This is a genomic window from Pseudoalteromonas qingdaonensis (assembly GCF_038739665.1).
Taxonomy (GTDB): Bacteria; Pseudomonadota; Gammaproteobacteria; order Enterobacterales; family Alteromonadaceae; genus Pseudoalteromonas; species Pseudoalteromonas qingdaonensis.
In genome coordinates this window covers 337727-358664 of sequence record NZ_JBCGCU010000002.1, presented here as the reverse complement: position 1 = coordinate 358664, position 20938 = coordinate 337727, and the positions used below count along the sequence as shown (strand labels likewise).

20 protein-coding genes and 1 pseudogene are annotated in these 20938 nt (G+C 48.0%); 5 read left to right on the top strand and 16 right to left on the bottom strand.

The annotated features are described in order from the left end of the window. The 7 genes and pseudogenes from WCN91_RS03665 to WCN91_RS03635 form a co-directional block, all read right to left on the bottom strand. Positions 1-116: pseudogene (locus WCN91_RS03665) on the bottom strand (IS5/IS1182 family transposase); the annotation flags it as partial. Positions 117-224: 108 nt separating this feature from the next. Further along, positions 225-617, bottom strand: a complete 393-nt coding sequence (locus tag WCN91_RS03660) for an MAPEG family protein (protein ID WP_342676368.1) — start codon at positions 615-617, stop codon at positions 225-227. Between the two features lie 143 nt (positions 618-760). Next, positions 761-1486, bottom strand: coding sequence for an SIMPL domain-containing protein (locus tag WCN91_RS03655; protein ID WP_342676366.1), 726 nt, complete (start codon positions 1484-1486; stop codon positions 761-763). Positions 1487-1612: 126 nt separating this feature from the next. Then, entirely contained in the window at positions 1613-3169 is a 1557-nt protein-coding gene (locus WCN91_RS03650) for a SulP family inorganic anion transporter (RefSeq protein ID WP_342676364.1), read from the bottom strand. 124 nt (positions 3170-3293) lie between these two features. Further along, positions 3294-3752 carry an Lrp/AsnC family transcriptional regulator gene (locus tag WCN91_RS03645; protein ID WP_105198954.1) on the bottom strand — a complete coding sequence of 153 codons (459 nt, stop codon included), beginning with the start codon at positions 3750-3752 and terminating at the stop codon, positions 3294-3296. A gap of 87 nt (positions 3753-3839) precedes the next feature. Next, positions 3840-4481 (bottom strand): MBL fold metallo-hydrolase, encoded by a 642-nt coding sequence (locus tag WCN91_RS03640; RefSeq protein WP_342676405.1) that lies wholly within the window; start codon positions 4479-4481, stop codon positions 3840-3842. A 7-nt stretch (positions 4482-4488) separates the two neighbouring features. Continuing rightward, entirely contained in the window at positions 4489-6258 is a 1770-nt protein-coding gene (locus WCN91_RS03635) for a M14 family metallopeptidase (protein ID WP_342676361.1), read from the bottom strand. Positions 6259-6391: 133 nt separating this feature from the next. On the opposite strand from WCN91_RS03635, the gene WCN91_RS03630 reads away from it, so the two are divergent. Beyond that, positions 6392-7219: an SDR family oxidoreductase gene (locus WCN91_RS03630; RefSeq protein WP_342676359.1), complete on the top strand. Its 828-nt coding sequence runs from the start codon at positions 6392-6394 to the stop codon at positions 7217-7219. A gap of 135 nt (positions 7220-7354) precedes the next feature. Here the strand turns inward: WCN91_RS03630 and rplT are convergent, their stop codons facing one another. The 4 genes from rplT to thrS form a co-directional block, all read right to left on the bottom strand. Further along, complete coding sequence (gene rplT, locus WCN91_RS03625; RefSeq protein WP_105189760.1) at positions 7355-7714, bottom strand: 50S ribosomal protein L20; 360 nt, start codon at positions 7712-7714, stop codon at positions 7355-7357. Between the two features lie 15 nt (positions 7715-7729). Further along, entirely contained in the window at positions 7730-7930 is a 201-nt protein-coding gene (gene rpmI, locus WCN91_RS03620; RefSeq protein WP_022944197.1) for a 50S ribosomal protein L35, read from the bottom strand. A 208-nt stretch (positions 7931-8138) separates the two neighbouring features. Beyond that, a complete protein-coding gene (infC, locus tag WCN91_RS03615; RefSeq protein WP_105199099.1) occupies positions 8139-8699 on the bottom strand; it encodes a translation initiation factor IF-3 in 561 nt (186 codons plus the stop codon). Positions 8700-8762: 63 nt separating this feature from the next. After that, on the bottom strand, positions 8763-10673 hold the full coding sequence (thrS, locus tag WCN91_RS03610) for a threonine--tRNA ligase (RefSeq protein ID WP_342676351.1): 1911 nt from the start codon (positions 10671-10673) through the stop codon (positions 8763-8765). Positions 10674-10923: 250 nt separating this feature from the next. On the opposite strand from thrS, the gene WCN91_RS03605 reads away from it, so the two are divergent. From WCN91_RS03605 to WCN91_RS03590, 4 genes are all read left to right on the top strand, one after another. Beyond that, positions 10924-11364: a DUF3010 family protein gene (locus WCN91_RS03605; RefSeq protein ID WP_342676349.1), complete on the top strand. Its 441-nt coding sequence runs from the start codon at positions 10924-10926 to the stop codon at positions 11362-11364. Positions 11365-11459: 95 nt separating this feature from the next. Continuing rightward, a complete protein-coding gene (locus tag WCN91_RS03600) occupies positions 11460-11999 on the top strand; it encodes a manganese efflux pump MntP (RefSeq protein WP_342676347.1) in 540 nt (179 codons plus the stop codon). Between the two features lie 258 nt (positions 12000-12257). After that, positions 12258-13970: an AMP-binding protein gene (locus WCN91_RS03595; protein ID WP_342676345.1), complete on the top strand. Its 1713-nt coding sequence runs from the start codon at positions 12258-12260 to the stop codon at positions 13968-13970. 159 nt (positions 13971-14129) lie between these two features. Beyond that, positions 14130-15974 (top strand): ABC transporter ATP-binding protein, encoded by a 1845-nt coding sequence (locus WCN91_RS03590; protein WP_342676343.1) that lies wholly within the window; start codon positions 14130-14132, stop codon positions 15972-15974. Positions 15975-16024: 50 nt separating this feature from the next. Here WCN91_RS03590 and WCN91_RS03585 read toward each other — a convergent pair whose 3' ends face one another. From WCN91_RS03585 to lolA, 5 genes are all read right to left on the bottom strand, one after another. After that, entirely contained in the window at positions 16025-17074 is a 1050-nt protein-coding gene (locus tag WCN91_RS03585; RefSeq protein WP_342676341.1) for a peptidase M42, read from the bottom strand. Between the two features lie 195 nt (positions 17075-17269). Further along, entirely contained in the window at positions 17270-18565 is a 1296-nt protein-coding gene (gene serS, locus WCN91_RS03580; RefSeq protein WP_342676339.1) for a serine--tRNA ligase, read from the bottom strand. An 8-nt stretch (positions 18566-18573) separates the two neighbouring features. After that, positions 18574-18951 carry a fluoride efflux transporter CrcB gene (crcB, locus tag WCN91_RS03575; protein WP_342676402.1) on the bottom strand — a complete coding sequence of 126 codons (378 nt, stop codon included), beginning with the start codon at positions 18949-18951 and terminating at the stop codon, positions 18574-18576. Beyond that, positions 18944-20245 carry a replication-associated recombination protein A gene (locus WCN91_RS03570; protein WP_342676400.1) on the bottom strand — a complete coding sequence of 434 codons (1302 nt, stop codon included), beginning with the start codon at positions 20243-20245 and terminating at the stop codon, positions 18944-18946. Before WCN91_RS03570 ends, crcB begins: the two co-directional genes overlap by 8 nt. 49 nt (positions 20246-20294) lie before the next feature. After that, on the bottom strand, positions 20295-20933 hold the full coding sequence (gene lolA / locus WCN91_RS03565; RefSeq protein ID WP_342676337.1) for an outer membrane lipoprotein periplasmic chaperone LolA: 639 nt from the start codon (positions 20931-20933) through the stop codon (positions 20295-20297). Between the last annotated feature and the right edge of the window lie 5 nt (positions 20934-20938).

Genomic DNA, 20938 nt, shown 5'->3' with positions numbered 1-20938 from the left:
AAGAGTATCCCTTCAAACGTCATTCTGTGTTCTGGTTTATTGTAAATGCGGCCTGTACTCTTCATTAGTTGAAGTAGCTTTTGCCACCGCTTATCAGTTAGCATTAGTCTCGGCATGGTATTGAGTTGTTTTTTTACTTTTGGCGAAGCAAATTATAACCCTTTACCATGCCGCTCAAAAACTAGTCACGAAAGATCAACACGCCTTAGTAAGATAGGCAGGAATTAAAGATAAATACCCAAGGTGGCGTCTAACAGCAAGGACACCGAAGAGATCATTATCACTGAGAAGGTCAACACCATGCTCACCACCCTCACCTTCATGCTTTCATCTAGCTGGGAAATATTACTGGCATGGATTAGACGTGCAAGCACCAAGGTGCCCCCAAGCAGGTGACAATAATGACTGGCAAGCCCTTGATACTCATTAAAAAATAGTAAAAGTAATGCCAGTGGAACATATTCGATAAAGTTACCATGGGCACGAATGGCGCGTTGCAGCGCGACACTGTCTCCGGCGCCGAGTGAGCGTTGATTACGGCGGCGCTCTTTGACCACATAAAGGCTTAGTTGCAAATAGACCAGCGCTAAAATGGCGGCGTAGATGGAAACGATCACGTCTGCTCTCCTGAGTAAATTATCAGGATAGAAGGTACAGGTAATTGATTTAAAAGAAAAGTGCCGAAGGAAAACTCTTTAGGTTTTGCCTTCGGCTTTGGCGAGGTTACACTGTCCCGCACGGATTTTTATTGTCGAGGAGGTTAATTATCGAGTAGGAATACCGCGTTAACCGAGGCACTTACCTTAATTTCACCCACATTATAGGCTTGCTCAACACCTGGGGCGGCATCGGCTACGGCCATCATTTTCATTTCTGCGCGTGGGTAAGGGATGGGCCTGTCATTGCTCATCACATTAATGCTGTAAACTTTCCCGACCTTGGTATCAAAGCCTTCGGCATAGGTTTTCGCTTTTTGCTTGGCATCGCTAAAGGCTTGCTGTTGCGCCTGTTCATGAAGCTGGTCGTAATTACTTAAACCGAAATGCGACTGCCCTACCTGGTTGGCTCCTTGTTGTACTAGCAACTGCAAAACCGAGGCATAGTTATCGATTTGGCGCAGAATAACACTGACATTACGGCTGACTTCATAGCCATCGAACTCATTGGTTTGAGTGTCGCGGTTATAACGGGTTTTGCTGTGAATACCCAATTGGCTGGCATGAATATCTTTACTTTCAATACCCTGCTCTTTTAACGCCATGATCATCTTTGCTAGTTTTCTGTCGGCGGCGCTTTTGGCCTCCAGCACATCCATGCTTTGCTCATTAACGCTCAGATTAATGGTTACCTTATCTGGCGTGGCCCACACTTCACCCACGCCGCGAACCTGTAAATGGGGCTCGTCGGGAATGCTTTGCGCCTGTACAGCGAAGGTTCCACCAAGAGCCAAAGAGGAAGTCAGTAACACCGAAAGTAGTTGTTTCATAGTCGTACCCATTATTGAAGAATTGATATAAGTCTATGTATAGACTAGTTAATTGCAACTGAATAAAAAAGGCCAGCAAAATGCTGGCCTAAAATTATGGATTCAAATTGGGTTAGTGAATTGGTATCAACCCAGCTCGTCCGAAGCAACACGGTACTTAGGGTCTTCAATTACATTGATTTCCACAAGATCCCGTGCTTTACGCAGCAATTCCTTACAGTCGGCACTAACATGGCGCAGATGCAAGGTTTTACCCGCCTTGGTGTATTTTTCCGCTAAGGTGTCTATGGCTTCGATGGCACTGTGATCCGCAACGCGACTGTGTTTAAACTCTACAATCACGTCTTTAGGGTCGTTTTTAATATCGAATAGCTCTACGAAGTTCTTCGCCGAGCCGAAGAACAAGGGGCCATGCAGCTCATAAACCTTAGAGCCCTGCTCATCGATATAGCTCTCGGTGTAGATATGTTTTGCATGCTGCCAGGCAAATACCAGGGCCGACACAATAATACCTACGCACACGGCAATGGCCAGATCTGTCGCTACCGTTACCGCACTGACTAAGAAGATAACGAAGGCATCGGATTTAGGTACCTTGCGCATAATACGGAAACTTGACCATTCAAAGGTGCCGATAACCACCATAAACATAACGCCAACAAGCGCTGCAAGTGGGATCATTTCAATGTAGCTGGCGGCAAATAGGATAAATACCAGTAGCAATAACGCCGCGGTAATACCAGATAAACGGCTGCGACCACCGGAATTAATATTGATCATCGACTGACCTATCATGGCACAGCCGCCCATGGCACCGAAGAAACCACAGGTTACGTTTGCCGCGCCCTGGCCTACACATTCTTTATTACTTTGACCACGGGTATCGGTAATTTCATCGATCAGGGTCAAGGTCAACAGTGATTCAATCAAACCTATGGCCGCTAAGATCACCGCGTAAGGCAGGATGATTTTCAGGGTTTCCAAGTTAAATGGTACTTGAGGAATATGGAACTCAGGGAAACCGCCGGCTATGGTTGCAGCGCTATCACCCGTCATATCTTTTACAAAGTCGATAACGGTACGCGCTTCAAGGTCTAAGCCAAGTACCAAGCCAGTTACCACCAAAATAGCGGCCAGGCTCGATGGAATGGCTGTAGTTAACTTGGGTAAGAAATGAATAATGGCCATGGTTAAGGCAACCAGGCCCAGCATGGTATAAAGCAGCTCGCCTTGCATCCAGTTCATTTGGCCATCGTCGCCCAACACCTTAAATTGCCCCAGCTGAGCAAGGAATATGACGATCGCCAAGCCATTTACAAAGCCGAGCATGACCGGGTGCGGCACCATGCGAATAAATTTGCCGAGCTTAAATATGCCCGCCAGTATCTGCAATATACCCATCAAGAGCACGGTCGCAAACAGGTATTCGACACCATGGGTGATAACCAAAGAGGTCATAACCACGGCCAAAGCGCCGGTTGCGCCGGAGATCATACCCGGGCGGCCACCGATCAGTGAGGTGATAAGACCTACAATAAAGGCGGCATACAAGCCAACAAGGGGGTCAACCTGAGCTACAAAGGCAAAGGCCACGGCTTCGGGTACCAATGCCAAGGCAACGGTTAATCCCGATAGGATATCGTTTTTAGCAGAGCTAGGTGCTTTGCTGAGTAAGTTAAACATTCATTCCTCGTTTGCGGTGCGATTAGAAACAAGCTGCGAAAGGGGTGCAGATTCTAGCAAAAAGCAGAGAAATTAACAATTCAGCAAAGAGTTAGGCGACCGTTTTGGTCGCCTATAAGAAGATTTACAAAGGTAAAGAGGTAGAGCGTTTTACGCAGGTCATGGTGACGTTGGAGTGGACCTCTTGCACATAAGGCAGATTGAGCAAATTATCGCGAACAAATAGCTCATAACCTTCAATGCCTTTAGAGATGATGCGCAGCATAAAGTCCATGGTGCCAGCCATGGTGTAACACTCGGTCACCTCGTCATAGCTCATGATCAATTCTTCAAATTGCGCCAGTTGATCGCGGCCGTGATTGGATAAACGCACATGGGCATACACCAGCATATCGAAGCCGAGCTTCTTCTCATCGAGTAAAGCTACTTTGCCCTTGATATAGCCTTCTTGCTCTAAACGGGCAATGCGGCGCCAACAAGGCGATTGCGAAAGACCGACCTGATCGGCTATTTCTGCGGTAGAGAGGCTGGCATCTTGCTGCAGCAGTGCCAATATCTGGCGATCAACTTGATTTAATGACATTGATTTTTCTTATTCTTTCGTTAATTAGGTAAAATTATACACAATCCACCCGGGATCGTCCTGCTTTTTTAACCCAAAGCCATCAATTTAGCCAAAACGACCACTGATAAAAGGGTTTGTGGCACGTTCGTGACCCACAGTGGTATTTTCACCGTGACCGCTTAAGATGACAAAATCATCACTCAAAGACAAGACCTGACTTTTGATAGAAGCTATCAAGGTAGGTGCATCGCCCTTTGGAAAGTCGGTGCGCCCTATCGAGCCTTTAAAGATCACATCCCCTACCAGCACCTGTTTTTGTGTTTGTTCAACAAAAATAACATGGCCGGGTGTATGTCCTGGGCAATGGCGTACCTCAAAACTGAGCTCGCCTAAGGTTAAAGTGTCGCCATGGCTTAACCAATTCGTCGGCCAAAATGCTGGACGAGGTGCAAAGCCAAACATCTGCGCCTGCTGTGGCAGAGCATCGAACCAAAATTTTTCGTCTATATGCGGGCCGATAATATCAAGGTTGTAAGCCATAGCCAGCTCATCGGCCGCCCCTACATGGTCCAGATGACCATGAGTTAGCCATATGGCCTCGGGCACAAGTTCGAGTTCATTCAAGGTGGCGACTATTTTTTGTGCGTCACCACCTGGGTCGACAATAGCCGCCTTGTTGCTGCTGGTACACACCAGAATACGGCAATTTTGCTGAAATGGTGTCACCGGCACGGTAAGTATCTTTATGGTCATATTAGTACTGCATCAATATGGGGTAATTCAAATATTGCTGATCATAATACGGGCTTTGTGCATAAAGCCAAGCGCGGCGTGCTTTAGCACTCTCGGCAAAACTCGGGTCTTTTAGCTTTTGCTCATAGCTTACCTTGATGTCCTCATTGTTTAACAACATCTGCTCTGCATAGGGAGCCAAGGCATAGTTTTCAACATACTCGGTGCGCTGGAACAGGGTATGGAAAAAGCCCCATTGTAACAAAGAGTCTGGCGCTTGCGGGTGCAATAGATGCGTAGCGAGCAAGCCAAGCGTTTGCTCTGTATCTACTTTTAGCCAATGTTCATCGACCAGGACATTCACCTCTGTGTATTCCATTGCCGGAGTCACTCTAAAGCGCCCTTCAAATGGCGCCTTGGCAAACTCGTGGCTGCTTATGCGCCCCTGGTGCAAGGTAAGTGTTTCTGGCCTTGATATGGCTTCTGTTTTCACCCCTTGAATGTTCAGCACATCTAAAACTTGCGCATATTGACGAGGAATATAAAAAGTCTTGGGGACAGCCACCTTGGTTTTAACTTCTTTTTGCCAGTAAATAGGCAAGCTCGGATAATGGTGCGCCTCGCCTAGGTAGCGAACCTCATGGGCTTGGGTGGTTTTGCTGTGATAGCGCTCGTAGGCTATACCCTTAAAACTAATATAGTCCGGCTCGCTGGCATAAGCGCGCTCAACGACCAGCTCTTTGTAGTTATCCTTAATTGAAGCAGTGACCGCCTGATTAAGTTGCTCACCATGCTTTGCTAAGGCTTCAATTGCGCCGTCTAAGAGCACATAGGAGCCAAGCACTCTTTGCTTATAGGGTTTTAATGAATGGTTCTCAACCAATATGGTGGGCAGATGACGCAACTCTCCCCAGCCGTTGGAGTATCTAGGACCTGCCACCCAACCGGCCAGCCCTTTTGAAAATTCCATTTTGTCCATCACAAACACCAAAGGACCGGGTATATGCCCCTGTTGTTCGAGCCTGGCATTGATAATGGGCGCCACCCACTTATCCAAAGCCTGTGCTACCTTGGGCGTGCTACTGGCAAAGTCTGGGTTATAGCCATAGGTGATATCGTATTGATAGTCGGCGCCGTCGGTCACATGCACGTCTATGTATAAATCCGGCTGATAGGCATTAACCACATGGGCAATGGCGCGAATACCCGGGGTATCTAGCTTCATGTAGTCGCGGTTTAAATTAAGGTTTTGGCCATTGGTGCGAAAGCCCATAATGCGAGGCCCGCGCTGATTAATGCGATTAAAGGCGCTGCGGCGCTCATGACCATCGACATTGAGAATGGGGATAAATAGCAGATTAACCTGTTTTAATATGTCGGGACGTTTACCATTGGCGATATCGCGAAGCAGCATAAAACCGGCGTCTTTGCCGTCTATCTCACCGCTGTGTATGCCCGCTTGAACAAGCAAGGTGGGTTTGCTGTCTGCTACAAGCTGCTCGGCGGAGCTCAAGCCATGCTCGGTGGCAATGAGCATGCGAATATCACGCCCGGCATCGCTTTTACCTATGCTTACCGTATAAAACTGAGCGCTATTTGCCTTTGTCAGCTGCGCCAAATACACCATGGTGTTTTCATAATTTGGTGAGTCGACACCAGCTGAGCGTTCAAAGTCGGTTAGTAAGGGGCCCTGGGTTTGCATCAGGGTTTCACTCTTTCCTTGCCAGGGGATCAACGGCGGCAGATGCGCATCCTGGCTAAGGGCAGCACTAAGCAATAAAGACGTTAGCATAATAAGCTCTTGTTATTCTTATAAGTGGGTTTGAGTATAACAAGGTTAAACAAATGCTGGCGAGGGCTGCGATGAAATGCTAGTTTGCCTACAAACCAGCGAATAATCATTACATTAGACTTTACATTAGACTATGAAAACCATACTTATCACCGGCTGCTCCAGCGGTATTGGCTATTATTGCGCGCAACAATTACAAAAGCGTGGCTATAAGGTTATTGCCAGTTGTCGCGTCCAAGAGGATGTAGATAAACTCAATGGCGAGGGTATTACCTGTGTGCAGCTTGATTACACAGATACGCAATCAATTGAAAAAGGTCTGCAAGAGGCGCTTGTCCACAGCGGTGGTAAACTCGATGCGCTCTTTAATAATGGCGCCTATGGTCAGCCCGGCGCTGTAGAAGACTTACCTGTAGAGGCACTACGCAAGCAATTTGAAACCAATGTCTTTGGCTGGCACCATCTTACCCAGTTAGCCTGTAAAATAATGCGCAAGCAAGGCCATGGCCGCATTATTCAAAACTCCTCTGTGCTCGGTTTGGTGACCTTACCTTATCGCGGCGCCTACAACGCCAGTAAGTTTGCCTTGGAAGGTCTAACAGATACATTGCGCTTGGAGCTCAAAGGCAGTGGTGTCCATGTATCTTTGATAGAGCCCGGCCCCATCACTTCAAAGTTTCGTGATAATGCCCTGCAGGCTTTTTTAACCTCGGGGATAGATATTGAAACCAGTGCGCACAGGGAAAACTATTTGGCACAGCAACGTCGTTTAGAGTCGGCCACTGGGCCGCAACCTTTTACTCTAGGCCCGGAGGCTGTTTACAAGCGCTTGGTGCACGCCTTGGAGTCGCAACGACCACAGGCCAGGTATTATGTCACTACCCCAACCTATTTATTCGGCTTTTTAAGAAGAATCTTGCCCAACAGTTGGATGGACTGGGTATTATACCAATTCACTTAAATAGCTAATCACATCATTTATCCAGCGCTATCTCTGATCACATACTTAACAGAATTGGTATTAACTAAATCCCGTTAACAGGAATTGCAGGCAATAAAAAAGGAGCCAATTGGCTCCTTTCTCTGCTAGCACAAATTAAGCTTCTAGGCCTTCTTTAGCCTTAGCTACTAGTGCTGCGAAAGCAGTTTGGTCATAAACAGCGATGTCTGCAAGGATCTTACGGTCGATCTCTACAGAAGTCTTCTTAAGACCGTTGATGAAACGGCTGTAAGACAAACCATTTTGACGAGCTGCTGCGTTGATACGTGCAATCCATAGTTGACGGAAAGTACGTTTCTTCGCACGACGGTCACGGTAAGCGTATTGACCCGCTTTAGTAACCGCTTGGAAAGCTACGCGGTAAACACGTGAACGTGCACCGTAGTAACCTTTAGCTTGCTTTAAAACTTTCTTGTGACGTGCGCGCGCGATAGTACCGCGTTTTACTCTTGCCATTATTCTATACCCCTATTAAGCGAATGGTAACATACGAGAAACTAAGCCGTGGTCGTTCTTGTGAACCATTAGCTTAGGACGTAGGTGAAGCTTACGCTTAGAGGTTTTCTTGGTCAGAATGTGACGAAGGTGCGCTTGTTTACGCTTAAAACCGCCAGAAGCAGTTTTCTTGAAGCGCTTAGCGGCGCCACGGTGTGTTTTTAGCTTATAAGCCATTGCAATAACTCCAATTGATATTGCTTAAATTTAGCAAGCAGGCGTCCAGCTTATGCTGACACTTTATTGGCCTAACTTACTCCCAAAACCGGTGAAGGGACTTAAAAAGCCCCTTACTTTCAACCGGATAGATACAGGTGCTAAATAAATTACCAAGGCAATTTAGCTAGCTTGTAAACCTGCACTAAATCTTAAGTCGCGCAGTATACTATTTTTTAGCCACTGGCGCTAGCATCATGATCATTTGACGACCTTCGACTTTCTTAGGGAAAGACTCGCAGGTTGCCAAATCTTCTAAATCGTTTTTAATACGATTTAAAAGTTCGATACCAATTTCTTGGTGGGCCATTTCACGGCCGCGGAAGCGGATAGTTACTTTCGCTTTGTCGCCCGCTTCTAAGAACTTGCGAAGGTTGCGCAATTTAACCTGGTAGTCACCAATGTCAGTACCCGGACGGAACTTGATTTCCTTAATCTGGATTTGCTTTTGCTTCTTCTTCTGTTCTTTTTGTGCCTTGCTCTTTTCGAAAATGAACTTACCGTAGTCCATAACCTTACAAACAGGTGGCTCAGCATTAGGGCTGATCTCAACGAGATCGACACCAGCTTCTTCCGCCAATGACAACGCTTCACTCAAAGACACAATGCCTGCTTGCTCACCGTCAAAGCCAATTAGTCGAACTTCTTTTGCCGTGATGTCTTCGTTAATACGATTTTTTTGAGTCGTTTGTTGACTCTTTTTTCCGCCTCTAATGGTACGTTCCTCCAAGAATATTAAAAACAAAAAAGGGTGTAACCTTCAGTATTTGGCACACCCTTTTTCCATCACAGACTAACGTCTATTCTTAATTTCGTCTGCGATTTTTGTAATAAAGTCATCGACTTTAAACTTGCCCAGGTCTTCACCTGTACGTGTCCTTACTGCGACTTCCTGTTCTTCAACTTCTTTGTCGCCAACAACTAACAGGTAAGGAATACGTTTTAAAGTATGTTCGCGAATTTTAAAGCCAATTTTCTCATTTCTCAAGTCGGCTGCAGCACGAATACCCAGTTTATTTAATTTTTGTACAACTTCTTGCACATAATCGGCCTGCTTATCGGTAATATTCATCAATACAACCTGCTTTGGCGCTAACCAGGTTGGGAATAATCCGGCGTATTCTTCGGTCAAAATACCGATGAAGCGCTCGATTGAACCCAAAATCGCACGGTGGATCATTACCGGAGTACGACGCTCGTTGTTTTCGGCAACATAAGTTGCACCTAAACGACCCGGCAACATAAAGTCTAGCTGCACTGTACCACATTGCCATGCACGCTCTAAACAATCGTAAAGAGTGAATTCAATTTTCGGACCGTAGAAGGCACCCTCGCCTGGCAGGTATTCAAACTCAATACCCTTGTCGTTAAGCGCTTGCGCTAAGGCCAGTTCTGCTCTTTCCCACAGCTCATCTTCACCGATACGTTGCTCTGGACGAGTCGACAGCTTAACTACGATTTTTTCAAAACCGAAAGTTGAGTATGTGTCGTAAACCATGTCGATACAGGCCGCTACTTCGTCGAGGATCTGCTCTTCGGTACAGAAGATATGGGCATCATCCTGAGTAAAGCCACGCACACGCATCAAACCATGCAGTGCACCTGAAGGCTCATTACGGTGACAACAACCAAACTCGGCCATACGCAGTGGCAGGTCGCGGTATGATTTCAAACCCTGGTTAAAGATTTGTACGTGACCTGGGCAGTTCATAGGCTTAATAGCGTATTCACGCTTTTCCGACTCGGTAGTAAACATGGCGTCGCCATATTTGTCCCAGTGACCTGATTTTTCCCACAGTACACGGTCCATCATCAATGGGCCTTTTACTTCTTCGTAATCGTACTCGCGTAGCTTTTCACGAACGAAATCTTCTAGCTCGCGGTAAATGCTCCAGCCGTCGTTATGCCAAAACACCATGCCCGGCGCTTCTTCTTGCCAGTGCCATAGATCAAGGGCTTTACCGATTTTACGGTGGTCACGCTTTTCTGCTTCTTCTAGGCGCTGCAAGTAACCTTTCAGTTGCTTTTTATCGCCCCACGCTGTGCCGTAGATGCGTTGCAGCATTTTGTTTTCTGAGTTGCCACGCCAGTATGCGCCGGCCACCTTCATCAGTTTGAAGTGCTGACAGAAAGACATGTTAGGTACGTGCGGGCCACGACACATGTCAACATACTCTTCGTGATGGTATAGGCCCGGACGGTCATCTTTTGAGATATTTTCGTCAAGGATTTCCATCTTGTAGGTTTCGCCACGCGCTGCAAATGTATCGCGGGCTTCTTGCCAGCTAACAACCTTTTTAACAACATCATATTTGGTTTTGGCGAGCTCAAGCATGCGCTTTTCAAGCGCTTCAAGATCTTCTTGGGTTAGCGAGTGCTCCATATCGACATCATAATAAAAGCCGTTATCGATAGTCGGACCTATGGCCATTTTGGCGTCAGGGTAAAGCTGCTTAATGGCATGACCAATAAGGTGAGCACAAGAGTGGCGAATAATTTCTAAACCATCTTCGTCTTTGGCGGTGATAATTTCTAAACGCGCATCTTCGGTGATTAGGTCGCAGGCATCAACGCGCTCGCCGTTTACACGACCGGCGATGGTTGCTTTCGCAAGACCTGGGCCGATGTCATTGGCCACATCTAAAGTTGATACTGGGTTATCAAAAATACGCTGACTACCGTCAGGAAGAGTAATTACAGGCATGTTTAATCCTTTTACAGTGGTGACACCTACGCCGCGCCACATGTAGTACGTTATATTTAATCGTTTTAATTCATAATCAACGCTTATACCAACAAGCATTGCGATGATGTTGTTGCGCCCGAGTGTGAGCGCGAGCGGCTATTCTCGCGTGCCCTGCATACAAATTCAAGGTTCAAGTAATAATTTTATTCCATTGTTTTTACAGCATCTCTGATATACTAGAGGCCATTGAATACAAAGGCGATATAACATGAATACCTGTGGTGTAGAAATTAAAGGCAGCGAAGTGCTGCTGTGCTTATTATCAAAAGACAATGACGTTTTCGACATTCGCGACGTAAGACAAACACGTTTTGTACTCAGTGACGCCGACGACACAGAGCAAGTGCAAAAGTTTTACCGCGATTTTAAAAAGCTGATGGAAGACTATGGCGTTGACTCAATCGCCATTAAAGGCCGCCCTCATAAAGGCAAATTCGCCGGTGGTGCCGTTGGTTTTAAAATGGAAACAGCGCTGCAGCTTATTCCCGAGCTAGATGTGCGTATCCTTAATGCCACCACCATGAAAGAACAATTAAAGCGCAACCCTGTTCCTATCGATTTTGAAGAAACCGGCTTAAAGAAGTTCCAAGAGCAAGCATTTATCACAGCTTATGTGTATATAATGCAGCGCACTTACGTAAAAGATTAAGTGCAAAAGAATTACATGCTACTAGGTCGCTTTTTCCAGCGGCCTTTTTTATGTGCAGTCACTTATTCTAAGACCTAACAAATAGCGAGTTTCAGATGATTGAAGTTTTTATCTTGGCCGTGGCCCTAAGTATGGATGCCTTTGCCGTATCCATCGGGCTTGGCTCAAAACACACCAGCTTAACGCGCTCGTTGGCACTCAAAGCCGGCGTGTATTTTGGTTTGTTCCAAGGCCTAATGCCTTTAATTGGTTATCTCGGTGGTAAAGGCGTGCTAGGCTGGGTGGAAGCCTATGCTCATTGGATAGCCTTTGGCCTATTACTGCTTATCGGCGCGAAAATGATTTTTGAAGCCCTCAGTGAAGGCATCGAAGAAGATATAGCGCAAATCACTCATAAGGTGTTGTTGTTACTGGCCATAGCTACCAGCATTGATGCCATGGCAGCGGGCTTTACCCTAACCTTGCTTGATGTTCACCCCTTGTTGGCTTGTGCAATTATCGGGGCAGTCACCCTGGTATTTAGTTTTGTCGGTGTCTTCGTTGGCGCGCGCAGCGGCACCTGGTTAGAAAGCAAAGCCGAATTACTCGGCGGTGTGGTGTTGATCCTTATCGGCTTTAAAATACTGCTTTTCTAACACTTGTCTAGCTCCTTCTTACTGAGCAGCTAATAGGGTCCGGACAAATTTGCGCCGGGCCCACACTCCCCCATATTTATAAACGTCTATCTTGCCCTGCCTATCTAAATTCACCGCCCTTTGTCGACATCTATCTACACCTTTAGTCGAACCTGTGGGGTTAATCGTCTTTTTTAATGGAATGTGTCGACAATCTATGCTTGAGTAGTTGCTAAGAATTGATTGAGTAAAATTCATTTTGCGCCAAGGAGGCACAGTATGCCCACGCATTTAAACCCGCAATTCCCCCTTACTCACAGCGCGTACCAAGGCACTCGTCAGGTTAGCCTAAGCGAGCTGACCATAGGCGATTACTTGCAAAGTATTGTCGACACCTATGGGGATAAAGAAGCCATAGTCGTTTGCCACCAAGACATACGCTGGAGCTATAAACGTTACCTTGAAGAAATAGAGCGGGTCGCCACCGGCCTATTGGCATTAGGCGTACAGCCAGGAGACAGGGTCGGCATTTGGTCACCGAATAATATCGAATGGTCACTGATCCAAATGGCGACCGCAAAAATAGGCGCCATTATGGTGTGCCTGAACCCTGCCTACCGCCCTCACGAACTGGAATTTGCCATCAATAACGTTGAGGTGAAATTTCTGGTCATGGCGCAGCAGTTTAAGGCATCAAATTATGTCGATATGCTGTATCAGTTAGCGCCAGAGCTAAAAGAGCCTAACCACCAAGGCCCCATAACAAAACTGCCTTCATTGGTTCAGGTAGTCAGCATAGGTGAGCAAGAGCTCCCCGGTATGCTGCCCTTTGCCCAGTTACAAAACTTAGGCCAAGCTCAACATTATAAGCAGATGCAGGAAATAGCAGCGCAGCTCAGCCCGGATGACGCCATCAACATTCAGTTTACCTCCGGCACCACGGGCAACCCAAAAGGCGCGACCCTAAGCCATAGAAATATATTGAATAACGGTTTGCTCGTTGCCCGTGCCATGCACTTTAACGAAAGCGACCGCCTGTGCATTCCTGTACCCTTGTACCACTGTTTTGGCATGGTGCTCGGCAACCTGGTCTGTGTTGCCAGCGGCGCCTGCGCCATCTTCCCTAGCCTGTCGTTTGAACCCCTGACCACGCTGAAAGTTGTTGAGCAGGAGCGCTGCACCGCCTTACATGGTGTGCCTACCATGTTTATTGCGCAATTGGAGCTCCCAGAATTTTCTCAGTTTGACCTTTCTACTCTGCGTACCGGGGTTATGGCCGGCGCCACCTGCCCGCAGGAATTGATGCGCAAGGTGCACAGTGAATTTAATATGACTGAAGTGCTGATTGGCTATGGGCAAACAGAATGCAGCCCCATTAATCATATTACCGATATAGACTCGCCCATAGAGAAGCAAGTGGAAACCGTAGGCCGGGCCATGGCGCATACCGAGGTGAAAATCATCGATGAGCGCGGCGAAGTGGCTGCCATTGGCGCGGCCGGAGAAATATGTGCCCGCGGTTATTGCGTAATGCAGGGTTACTGGGGTGATGAGGCGAAAACTAAGGCCACCATAGACGCACAAGGCTGGCTGCACTCAGGCGATCTTGGCGTTATGGACGAACAAGGCTATGTCACCATAGTGGGTCGTATCAAAGACATGATCATACGTGGCGGTGAGAACATCTACCCGCGTGAAATCGAAGAGCTGCTATACCTTAACGAGGCGATCAGTGATGCCGCCGTATTTGGTATTCCCGATGATAAGTTCGGCGAGCAGGTGTGCCTGTGGCTTAAATTAAAAGACGGCCACTTCCTCGATGAGCAAGAGGTGCGTGACTATCTTAAAGAGCACTTGGCCTACTTTAAAATTCCCAAACACATTGAAATCGTCGATGAATACCCAATGACGGTGACCGGCAAGCTACAAAAGTTCAAAATGCGTGAACAAATGATAGCTAAGCTCGAAGCAGAGCAAGCAGTAGCGGTATAAACCCGAAGACCCCAGTAATGGGGTCTTTGTTATCATCCCAGCAATAATATTAATCCCCTAAGCCGCACACTGTTGCTGATTTACCACGCTTCATGGCTAGGCAGCTCTTTTTAAAGCCGCTACACTGCGCCATTAACGGAATTAGTTGTATATGGTCTTATGTTTGCATTTTTTGAAAAGCTAACCCGCCCCTTCCCCGAACGCAGCACAAAAGCGCCACCTAAAGGCTTGCTGGCATTTTGTCGTTATTACACCCGAGGAATGGAATGGCCGCTGGCGGTTATGTCTGTCAGTGCCGCACTTTTAGCTGTGATTGAGGTATCGCTATTTAGCTTTATGGGACAGCTGGTTGATTGGCTTAATCAGACCACACCACAAGAGCTGTTCGCCAAAGACAGCGGTAAACTCTGGTTTATGGGCATTTTGACCCTGATCATCTTGCCCATACTGGTGTTTGTGCATTCTGCCGTATTGCATCAGGCTCTACTTGGCAATTATCCCATGTCGATCCGCTGGCTGGCGCACCGCTATCTGCTGCGCCAAAGCATGAGCTTTTATCAGGATGACTTTGCCGGGCGTATCGCTACCAAGGTGATGCAAACCTCCCTGGCGGTACGGGAAACCGTGATCAAACTGTTAGATGTTGCCGTCTATATTCTGGTTTATTTTACTGCCATGCTGCTGTTTATTGGCCAGGCAGACTGGCGCCTGACAGCGCCCATGTTGCTCTGGTTGCTGGGCTACGCCTGTATTCAACGCTATTTTATTCCTCGTTTAAAGCGCGTTGCCGAGGAGCAAGCCGAGGCGCGCTCGCAAATGACAGGCCGCATCGTTGACAGCTACACCAATATTTCCACCATTAAGCTGTTTTCTCACTCATCGACTGAAGAGCGCTACGCCAAGGAGTCGATGGAGCTGTTTTTAGACCCAGTTTATCGCCAAATGCGCTTGGCCACAGGCCTTCAAGTGAGCGTGCAAGTGCTTAACTACACCCTGGTCGCTATTACCGCGGCGCTATCTATTTACTTGTGGTCTTTAAGTGCTATCAGCGTTGGCGCCATTGCCATTGCGGTTAGTTTAGCGCTGCGCCTAAACGGCATGGCTCAGTGGATCATGTGGGAAATAAGCGCCTTATTTGAAAACATAGGCACTGTAGCCGATGGCATGAGCACACTTACTAAGCCCATCGCCATCGAAGACAAACACGATGCCAAAAAGCTAGAAGTTAGCTCCGGCGCCATTAGCTTTAACCATATCAGCTTTAACTATGGCAAGGCCCAGCAGGATGAACAGCACAGTGTCTTGGCTGGGTTGGATTTGCATATTCGCGCTGGCGAGAAAGTCGGTGTAGTTGGGCGCTCAGGCGCCGGTAAATCGACTTTGGTTAATCTTTTACTGCGCTTTTACGATGTGGAGCAAGGCTCCATTAGCATCGACAACCAAGCAATAGATGGCGTTACCCAGGAGAGCTTGCGCCAGCATATCGCCATGGTGTCGCAAGATACCGCCCTATTACACCGTAGCGTGCGGGAAAATATCGGCTATGGTCTGGCCGATGCCAGCGATGAGCAAATAATCAATGCGGCCAAACAAGCCAAGGCCTGGGAATTTATCGAAGAGCTTGAAGACAGCAAGGGTAATAAGGGACTGGACGCTCAAGTGGGTGAGCGCGGGGTTAAACTCTCCGGCGGTCAGCGCCAGCGTATCGCCATTGCCCGAGTGCTGTTAAAAGACGCGCCGATATTGGTACTCGATGAGGCCACCTCGGCACTGGACTCAGAAGTCGAAGCGGCCATTCAGGCCAGTTTAGATACCCTGATGCAGGATAAAACCGTTATAGCCATTGCCCACCGTTTGTCGACCATAGCGCAAATGGATCGCCTGGTAGTGATGGATAAGGGTCATATTGTTGAGCAAGGCACGCATCAGGAGCTGATCGCCGCTGGCGGTATTTATGCCCAGCTCTGGGCTCATCAAACCGGCGGCTTTATTGGTACGGAATGATGAATGAGCAAGCAGAGTCCATAAACCGGCTCTGCTTGCCCCCCACCCGCCTACTCCTTTGACAAGGCACATAAAAGCGATAAGAAGGTCTCAACCGACTGCACAGACGCCGACTCCGACATGGTGTGGTAACCGGTCGATGGGATCTGAATCGTGGTGCCGTCTACTAAACCGTTAGACGCGGCGATGATACGCCCTAATTCGGTACTGCCAATGGATCTTGGCTCCTCGCCTTGGGCTACCAGCTGCTCATTTATGGCTTCCATATATTTGTCTTTATACAGGTAGCTTATATTCTGATGCTCGCAAAGCTGCTGCACCATTTGCGTTGCCTCGCTATTGAAAGCCGCATTGGCATCTTTATTTCTGAGCACCAGTTGTTGATTGTCTGCTGCGTCCACATCAGGAAATGGACTGGTATCAACCACAAACAGGCGGTTTGTAGAGCCGCCAAATCGACGAAACCACTCAAGCAAGTAGCGCCAGCTCTTGCCTGCTTCTTCCTGTGCAGTAAAAAACGCCGTGCCCTGAAAGCCAAGACTAAACATATGCACCAAGGCCGCCGCACATAAAACGTTGTCGAGCTGCCCGTAAAGTCGCTGCTCCTGTATTTTTAATTTATCTTTAAAAGCCACAGGCGTACCGGCAACCAAGCCTTCTAAGCCGTCAATTTCAAAGATCAGGTTATTACGATATTCGCAGATGTAGGCATTGGTGATCACGCCACTGCCACGGTAGGCGCCGGACCAGGGTTCATACGCATACACGGGTTCATTTTGAAAGCGCTCGGTGATCTTGGTCATCAGCTCTTCGGATACCGAGTTATTTAATAAATCCGTTCGATTAGCTGAGATAAAGGCCGCATATTGAAACTCATTGGGGCCGGTACAAATAAGGCCATGCCTATCGATATGGGCGGAAAACATGGTGCTGAAGGGTTTACTCCCTTGCGCCACCAATAGGCCTTCGTACCAGGTTACGTGCGCGCCGCGCTCTTCTAACTCCCTTTGTAACACCCGAAAAAATGAATGCTCAGCACCGACCACGCTGGGTTGGCGGATAATGGTTTTTAGCAGATCAAAGAACTCATTATTTAACATAAATACCTGACTCTGTAAGCGCTTTATAAGCAAAAGTTAATTGGGTCATTCCCAACTAGCGAAACTAAATCAGCCCCACTATAGAGTCAATCAATTAAATTACTTATACCAACGCCGTTAGCATGATATTTAGCCCGCTAGATCAAAAAAGGCCGCTAACATAGCGACCTTTTTTATTTGGATGTGCCTCAGTGCTTATTGCGCGCGAATAACTTCCAAGCCGCCCATATATGGACGCAGTACACTTGGTACCACAACAGAGCCATCGGCTTGTTGATAGTTTTCCAAGATGGCTACCAAGGTACGGCCAACGGCCAGGCCTGAGCCATTTAGGGTATGAAGAAGTTCAGGCTTCTTCTCACCGGCGCGGCGGAAACGCGCCTGCATACGGCGCGCCTGGAAATCACCCATATTTGAACATGAAGAGATCTCACGGTAAGTATCCTGAGCCGGCAACCAGACTTCAAGGTCGTAGGTTTTCGTTGCGCCAAAGCCCATGTCGCCGGTGCACAGCACGACTTTACGATACGGCAGCTCAAGAGCCTGTAGAATTTGTTCGGCGTGGCCGGTTAGCTCTTCTAAAGCCTGCATTGAGTCTTCCGGTTTAACCAGTTGTACCAATTCAACTTTATCAAACTGGTGCTGACGAATTAGACCTCGAGTGTCACGGCCATAGCTGCCCGCTTCACTACGAAAACAGGGTGTGTGCGCCGTCATGCGTACAGGTAACTGCTTTTCATCGAAAATTTCATCGCGGGCGCAGTTTGTAAGCGGTACTTCAGCGGTTGGAATTAAGCTAAAACCTGCATCATGCTCGCCCAGTTTTTCGGTGTGGAACAGATCTTCGGCAAACTTAGGCAACTGACCTGTACCGAACAGGCTGTCCTTGTTTACCAAATAAGGCACGTACATTTCGGTGTAGCCGTTTTTATCTGCATGGGTATCAAGCATAAATTGCACAAGTGCACGGTGCATACGGGCAACCTGGCCGCGCATCACGGTAAAGCGGGCACCTGATAGTTTAACGCCGGCTTCGAAATCCAAGCCTTTATCCAGTGCTTCACCAAGGTCAACATGGTCTTTCACTTCAAAGTCATACGACTTCGGCTCGCCCCACTTGCTTACTTCAACATTGTCAGCTTCATCATTACCTACCGGCACTTCTTCTGCTGGCAAGTTTGGTAAGCCAGAGGCGATATCGTTTAGCTCAGCTAAAACATCGTCTTGTTCTTTTTTGGCGTTTTCTAACTCGTCGCCTAAGTGCGCAACGGCATCAAGAAGCGGCTGAATATCTTCACCTTTGGCTTTGGCTTGGCCGATGGCCTTGGAACGGGAGTTACGCTCGCTTTGTAGTTCTTGTGTTTTTACTTGTAGTGCTTTGCGCTTCTCTTCAAGCTCGGCAAGCTTGGCAACGTCTAATTCGAAACCACGCGTTTTTAAACGTGCGGCTGTTTGCTCTACGTCCTGACGGAGATACTTTGAGTCTAACATGTGAGTTATTAACCTTTTTGCGTTGTTAGCATGAGGCCTATTGCAGCCATAAAAATACACACCCCGACATTAAGCAGGATGTTTAACGCCACTTTCAGCCACTGACCTTGCTGCATTAGCAGCAGGGTATCGAGCGAAAATGTTGAAAATGTTGTTAGTGCGCCTAAAAACCCTATTCCCAGGGTCAGGCGGTGTGGATCAGTCAGTATTTCACGATCCAAAAGGCCGTATAAAACGCCCATTAACAATGAACCGAGAATATTAACCGTCAGCGTACCAAAAGGGAATCCCTTGGACAGGAGTTTTAGCGCTAATTCATTAATACCAAAGCGCATACAAGCGCCAAGCGCCCCGCCTAGGGCAATCAAAAGATAGGTATTAATCACGCTCATAGCGTTTGCGCGGACTCTGCTGGTCGCGTTCCTTTAAATACTGCAGCTTATCGGCGATACGCTTTTCCAGCCCCCTGTCGCTGGGGTGATAATACTGAGTTTGCGCAATTTCCGGCGGAAAAAAGCTCTCTCCAGCCGCGTAGGCGCCGAGTTCGTCATGGGCATAACGATAATCGGCGCCAAAGCCCTGCTCTTTCATCAAGGCCGTGGGAGCATTGCGCAAATGCAAGGGCACATCGAGATCGGCGGTCGCTATGGCATGACGCTTTGCCTCTTTAAAAGCGGTATAAACGGCATTGCTTTTTGGTGCACTGGCAAGATAAATGGTGGCCTCGGCGATGGCACGCTCGCCTTCGCAAGGTCCGACGCGGTGATAAATGTCCCAGGCGTTTAAAGCCACTTCCATGGCTTTGGGATCCGCGGTACCGATATCTTCGGTGGCAATGGCCAATAAGCGACGTGCCACATACAGGGGATCGCCACCGGCGGTAATAATACGGCAATACCAATACAGGGCCCCGTCCGGGCTTGAGCCCCGAACCGACTTATGGAAGGCAGAAATTAAATCGTAATAGTGATCACCGCCCTTGTCATAGCGGGCCACCATTTGCGGGGCGACCTGCTGCATCACTTCCTGGTCGATAGCCACGCCTTTAGTCGTGGCTGTACCCTTGGCGCTAATGGCATAGGTAGCGGCAAGCTCGAGTAAATTAAGCACGCTGCGCGCATCGCCAGAGGCACCCTGGCACAGTTGCTCCAGGCTATCATCGGCAATGCTGATATGGGCATTTATTAGCTCATCATCCTGCGTCAGTGCTTGGTTCACTACGGACTTGAGTTCATCCAGACTCAGCTTTTTCAGGGTGTAAACTCGAGCTCGAGACAGTACCGCGTTATTCAGGGCAAAAGACGGGTTTTCCGTAGTCGCACCGATAAAGATAAAGGTGCCGTTTTCCACATAAGGTAACAGCGCATCTTGCTGCGACTTATTAAATCTATGAACTTCATCGACAAATAACAGGCTGCGACGCCCTTGCTGCAGGCTCAGTTGCGCCTGCTCGACGGCGTCGCGTATATCTTTCACTCCGGCGGTAACCGCAGAAAGCGTGATAAATTCAGCATCGCAGTGATGGGCAATAATATGCGCCAAAGTCGTTTTGCCCACGCCCGGCGGACCCCATAAAATCAGGCTGTGGCATTGGCCCGAGGTAATGGCACGGTAAAGGGGTTGATCTGGGCCAAGAATATGGCTTTGGCCTATGTATTGCTGTAATGACGTAGGACGCATGCGCGCCGCAAGTGGGCGCACATCGGGGGCAAAGTCGAGAGAAAAACTATTAGCCACTTATCTGGCTTCCTCGCTGCTCCCTTTGGTCATCAATAAAGACCTGCTCAGGAATGGTAAATTCAAAGCGACCATCGTCAATATCACTATTTATTTGCGCATCCTTGAATTCAAATTTAGAGCGCTGCCCGGATTGATCGATAACCTCAAGAGCGGAGATCTGCTCTTGCTCGTTAAAGTACAGGCTAAGCTGCTCTACCTGGCCTTGCTCCTTGCTAATGGGTTTTACCGCAAAGCCATGTCCAGTGGCGGTAATGGTAAATTTTTGCCACAGCTGCTCATCGTCCGTGGTTAATAAAATAAACGGCGTATTGTCGATAAGTTTGGCGGTATCAAGCAAGGTTACCTGCTCAGCAAAAGGGTCGAAATAATAGCTGTCGACACCGTTAGAGACGAATAAGGTTTCATCAGGGGTTTGCTGTTGCCAGCGAATTTTACGAGGTTGCTCCAACTGCAACTGACCATTGCTTTCGCTTACCAGCTCGCCTTCTGGGTCAAAAACCTGCTGAGAAAATTCGCTGCTGAGCGAGTTTAAACCCGCTAACTTTTCCTTTAGCGCCTTGGCATCATCGGCCAAGGCATGAGTCGCTGTGAGAGAAAAAAGCACAGCAGACATAAAAATACGTTTCATAATAC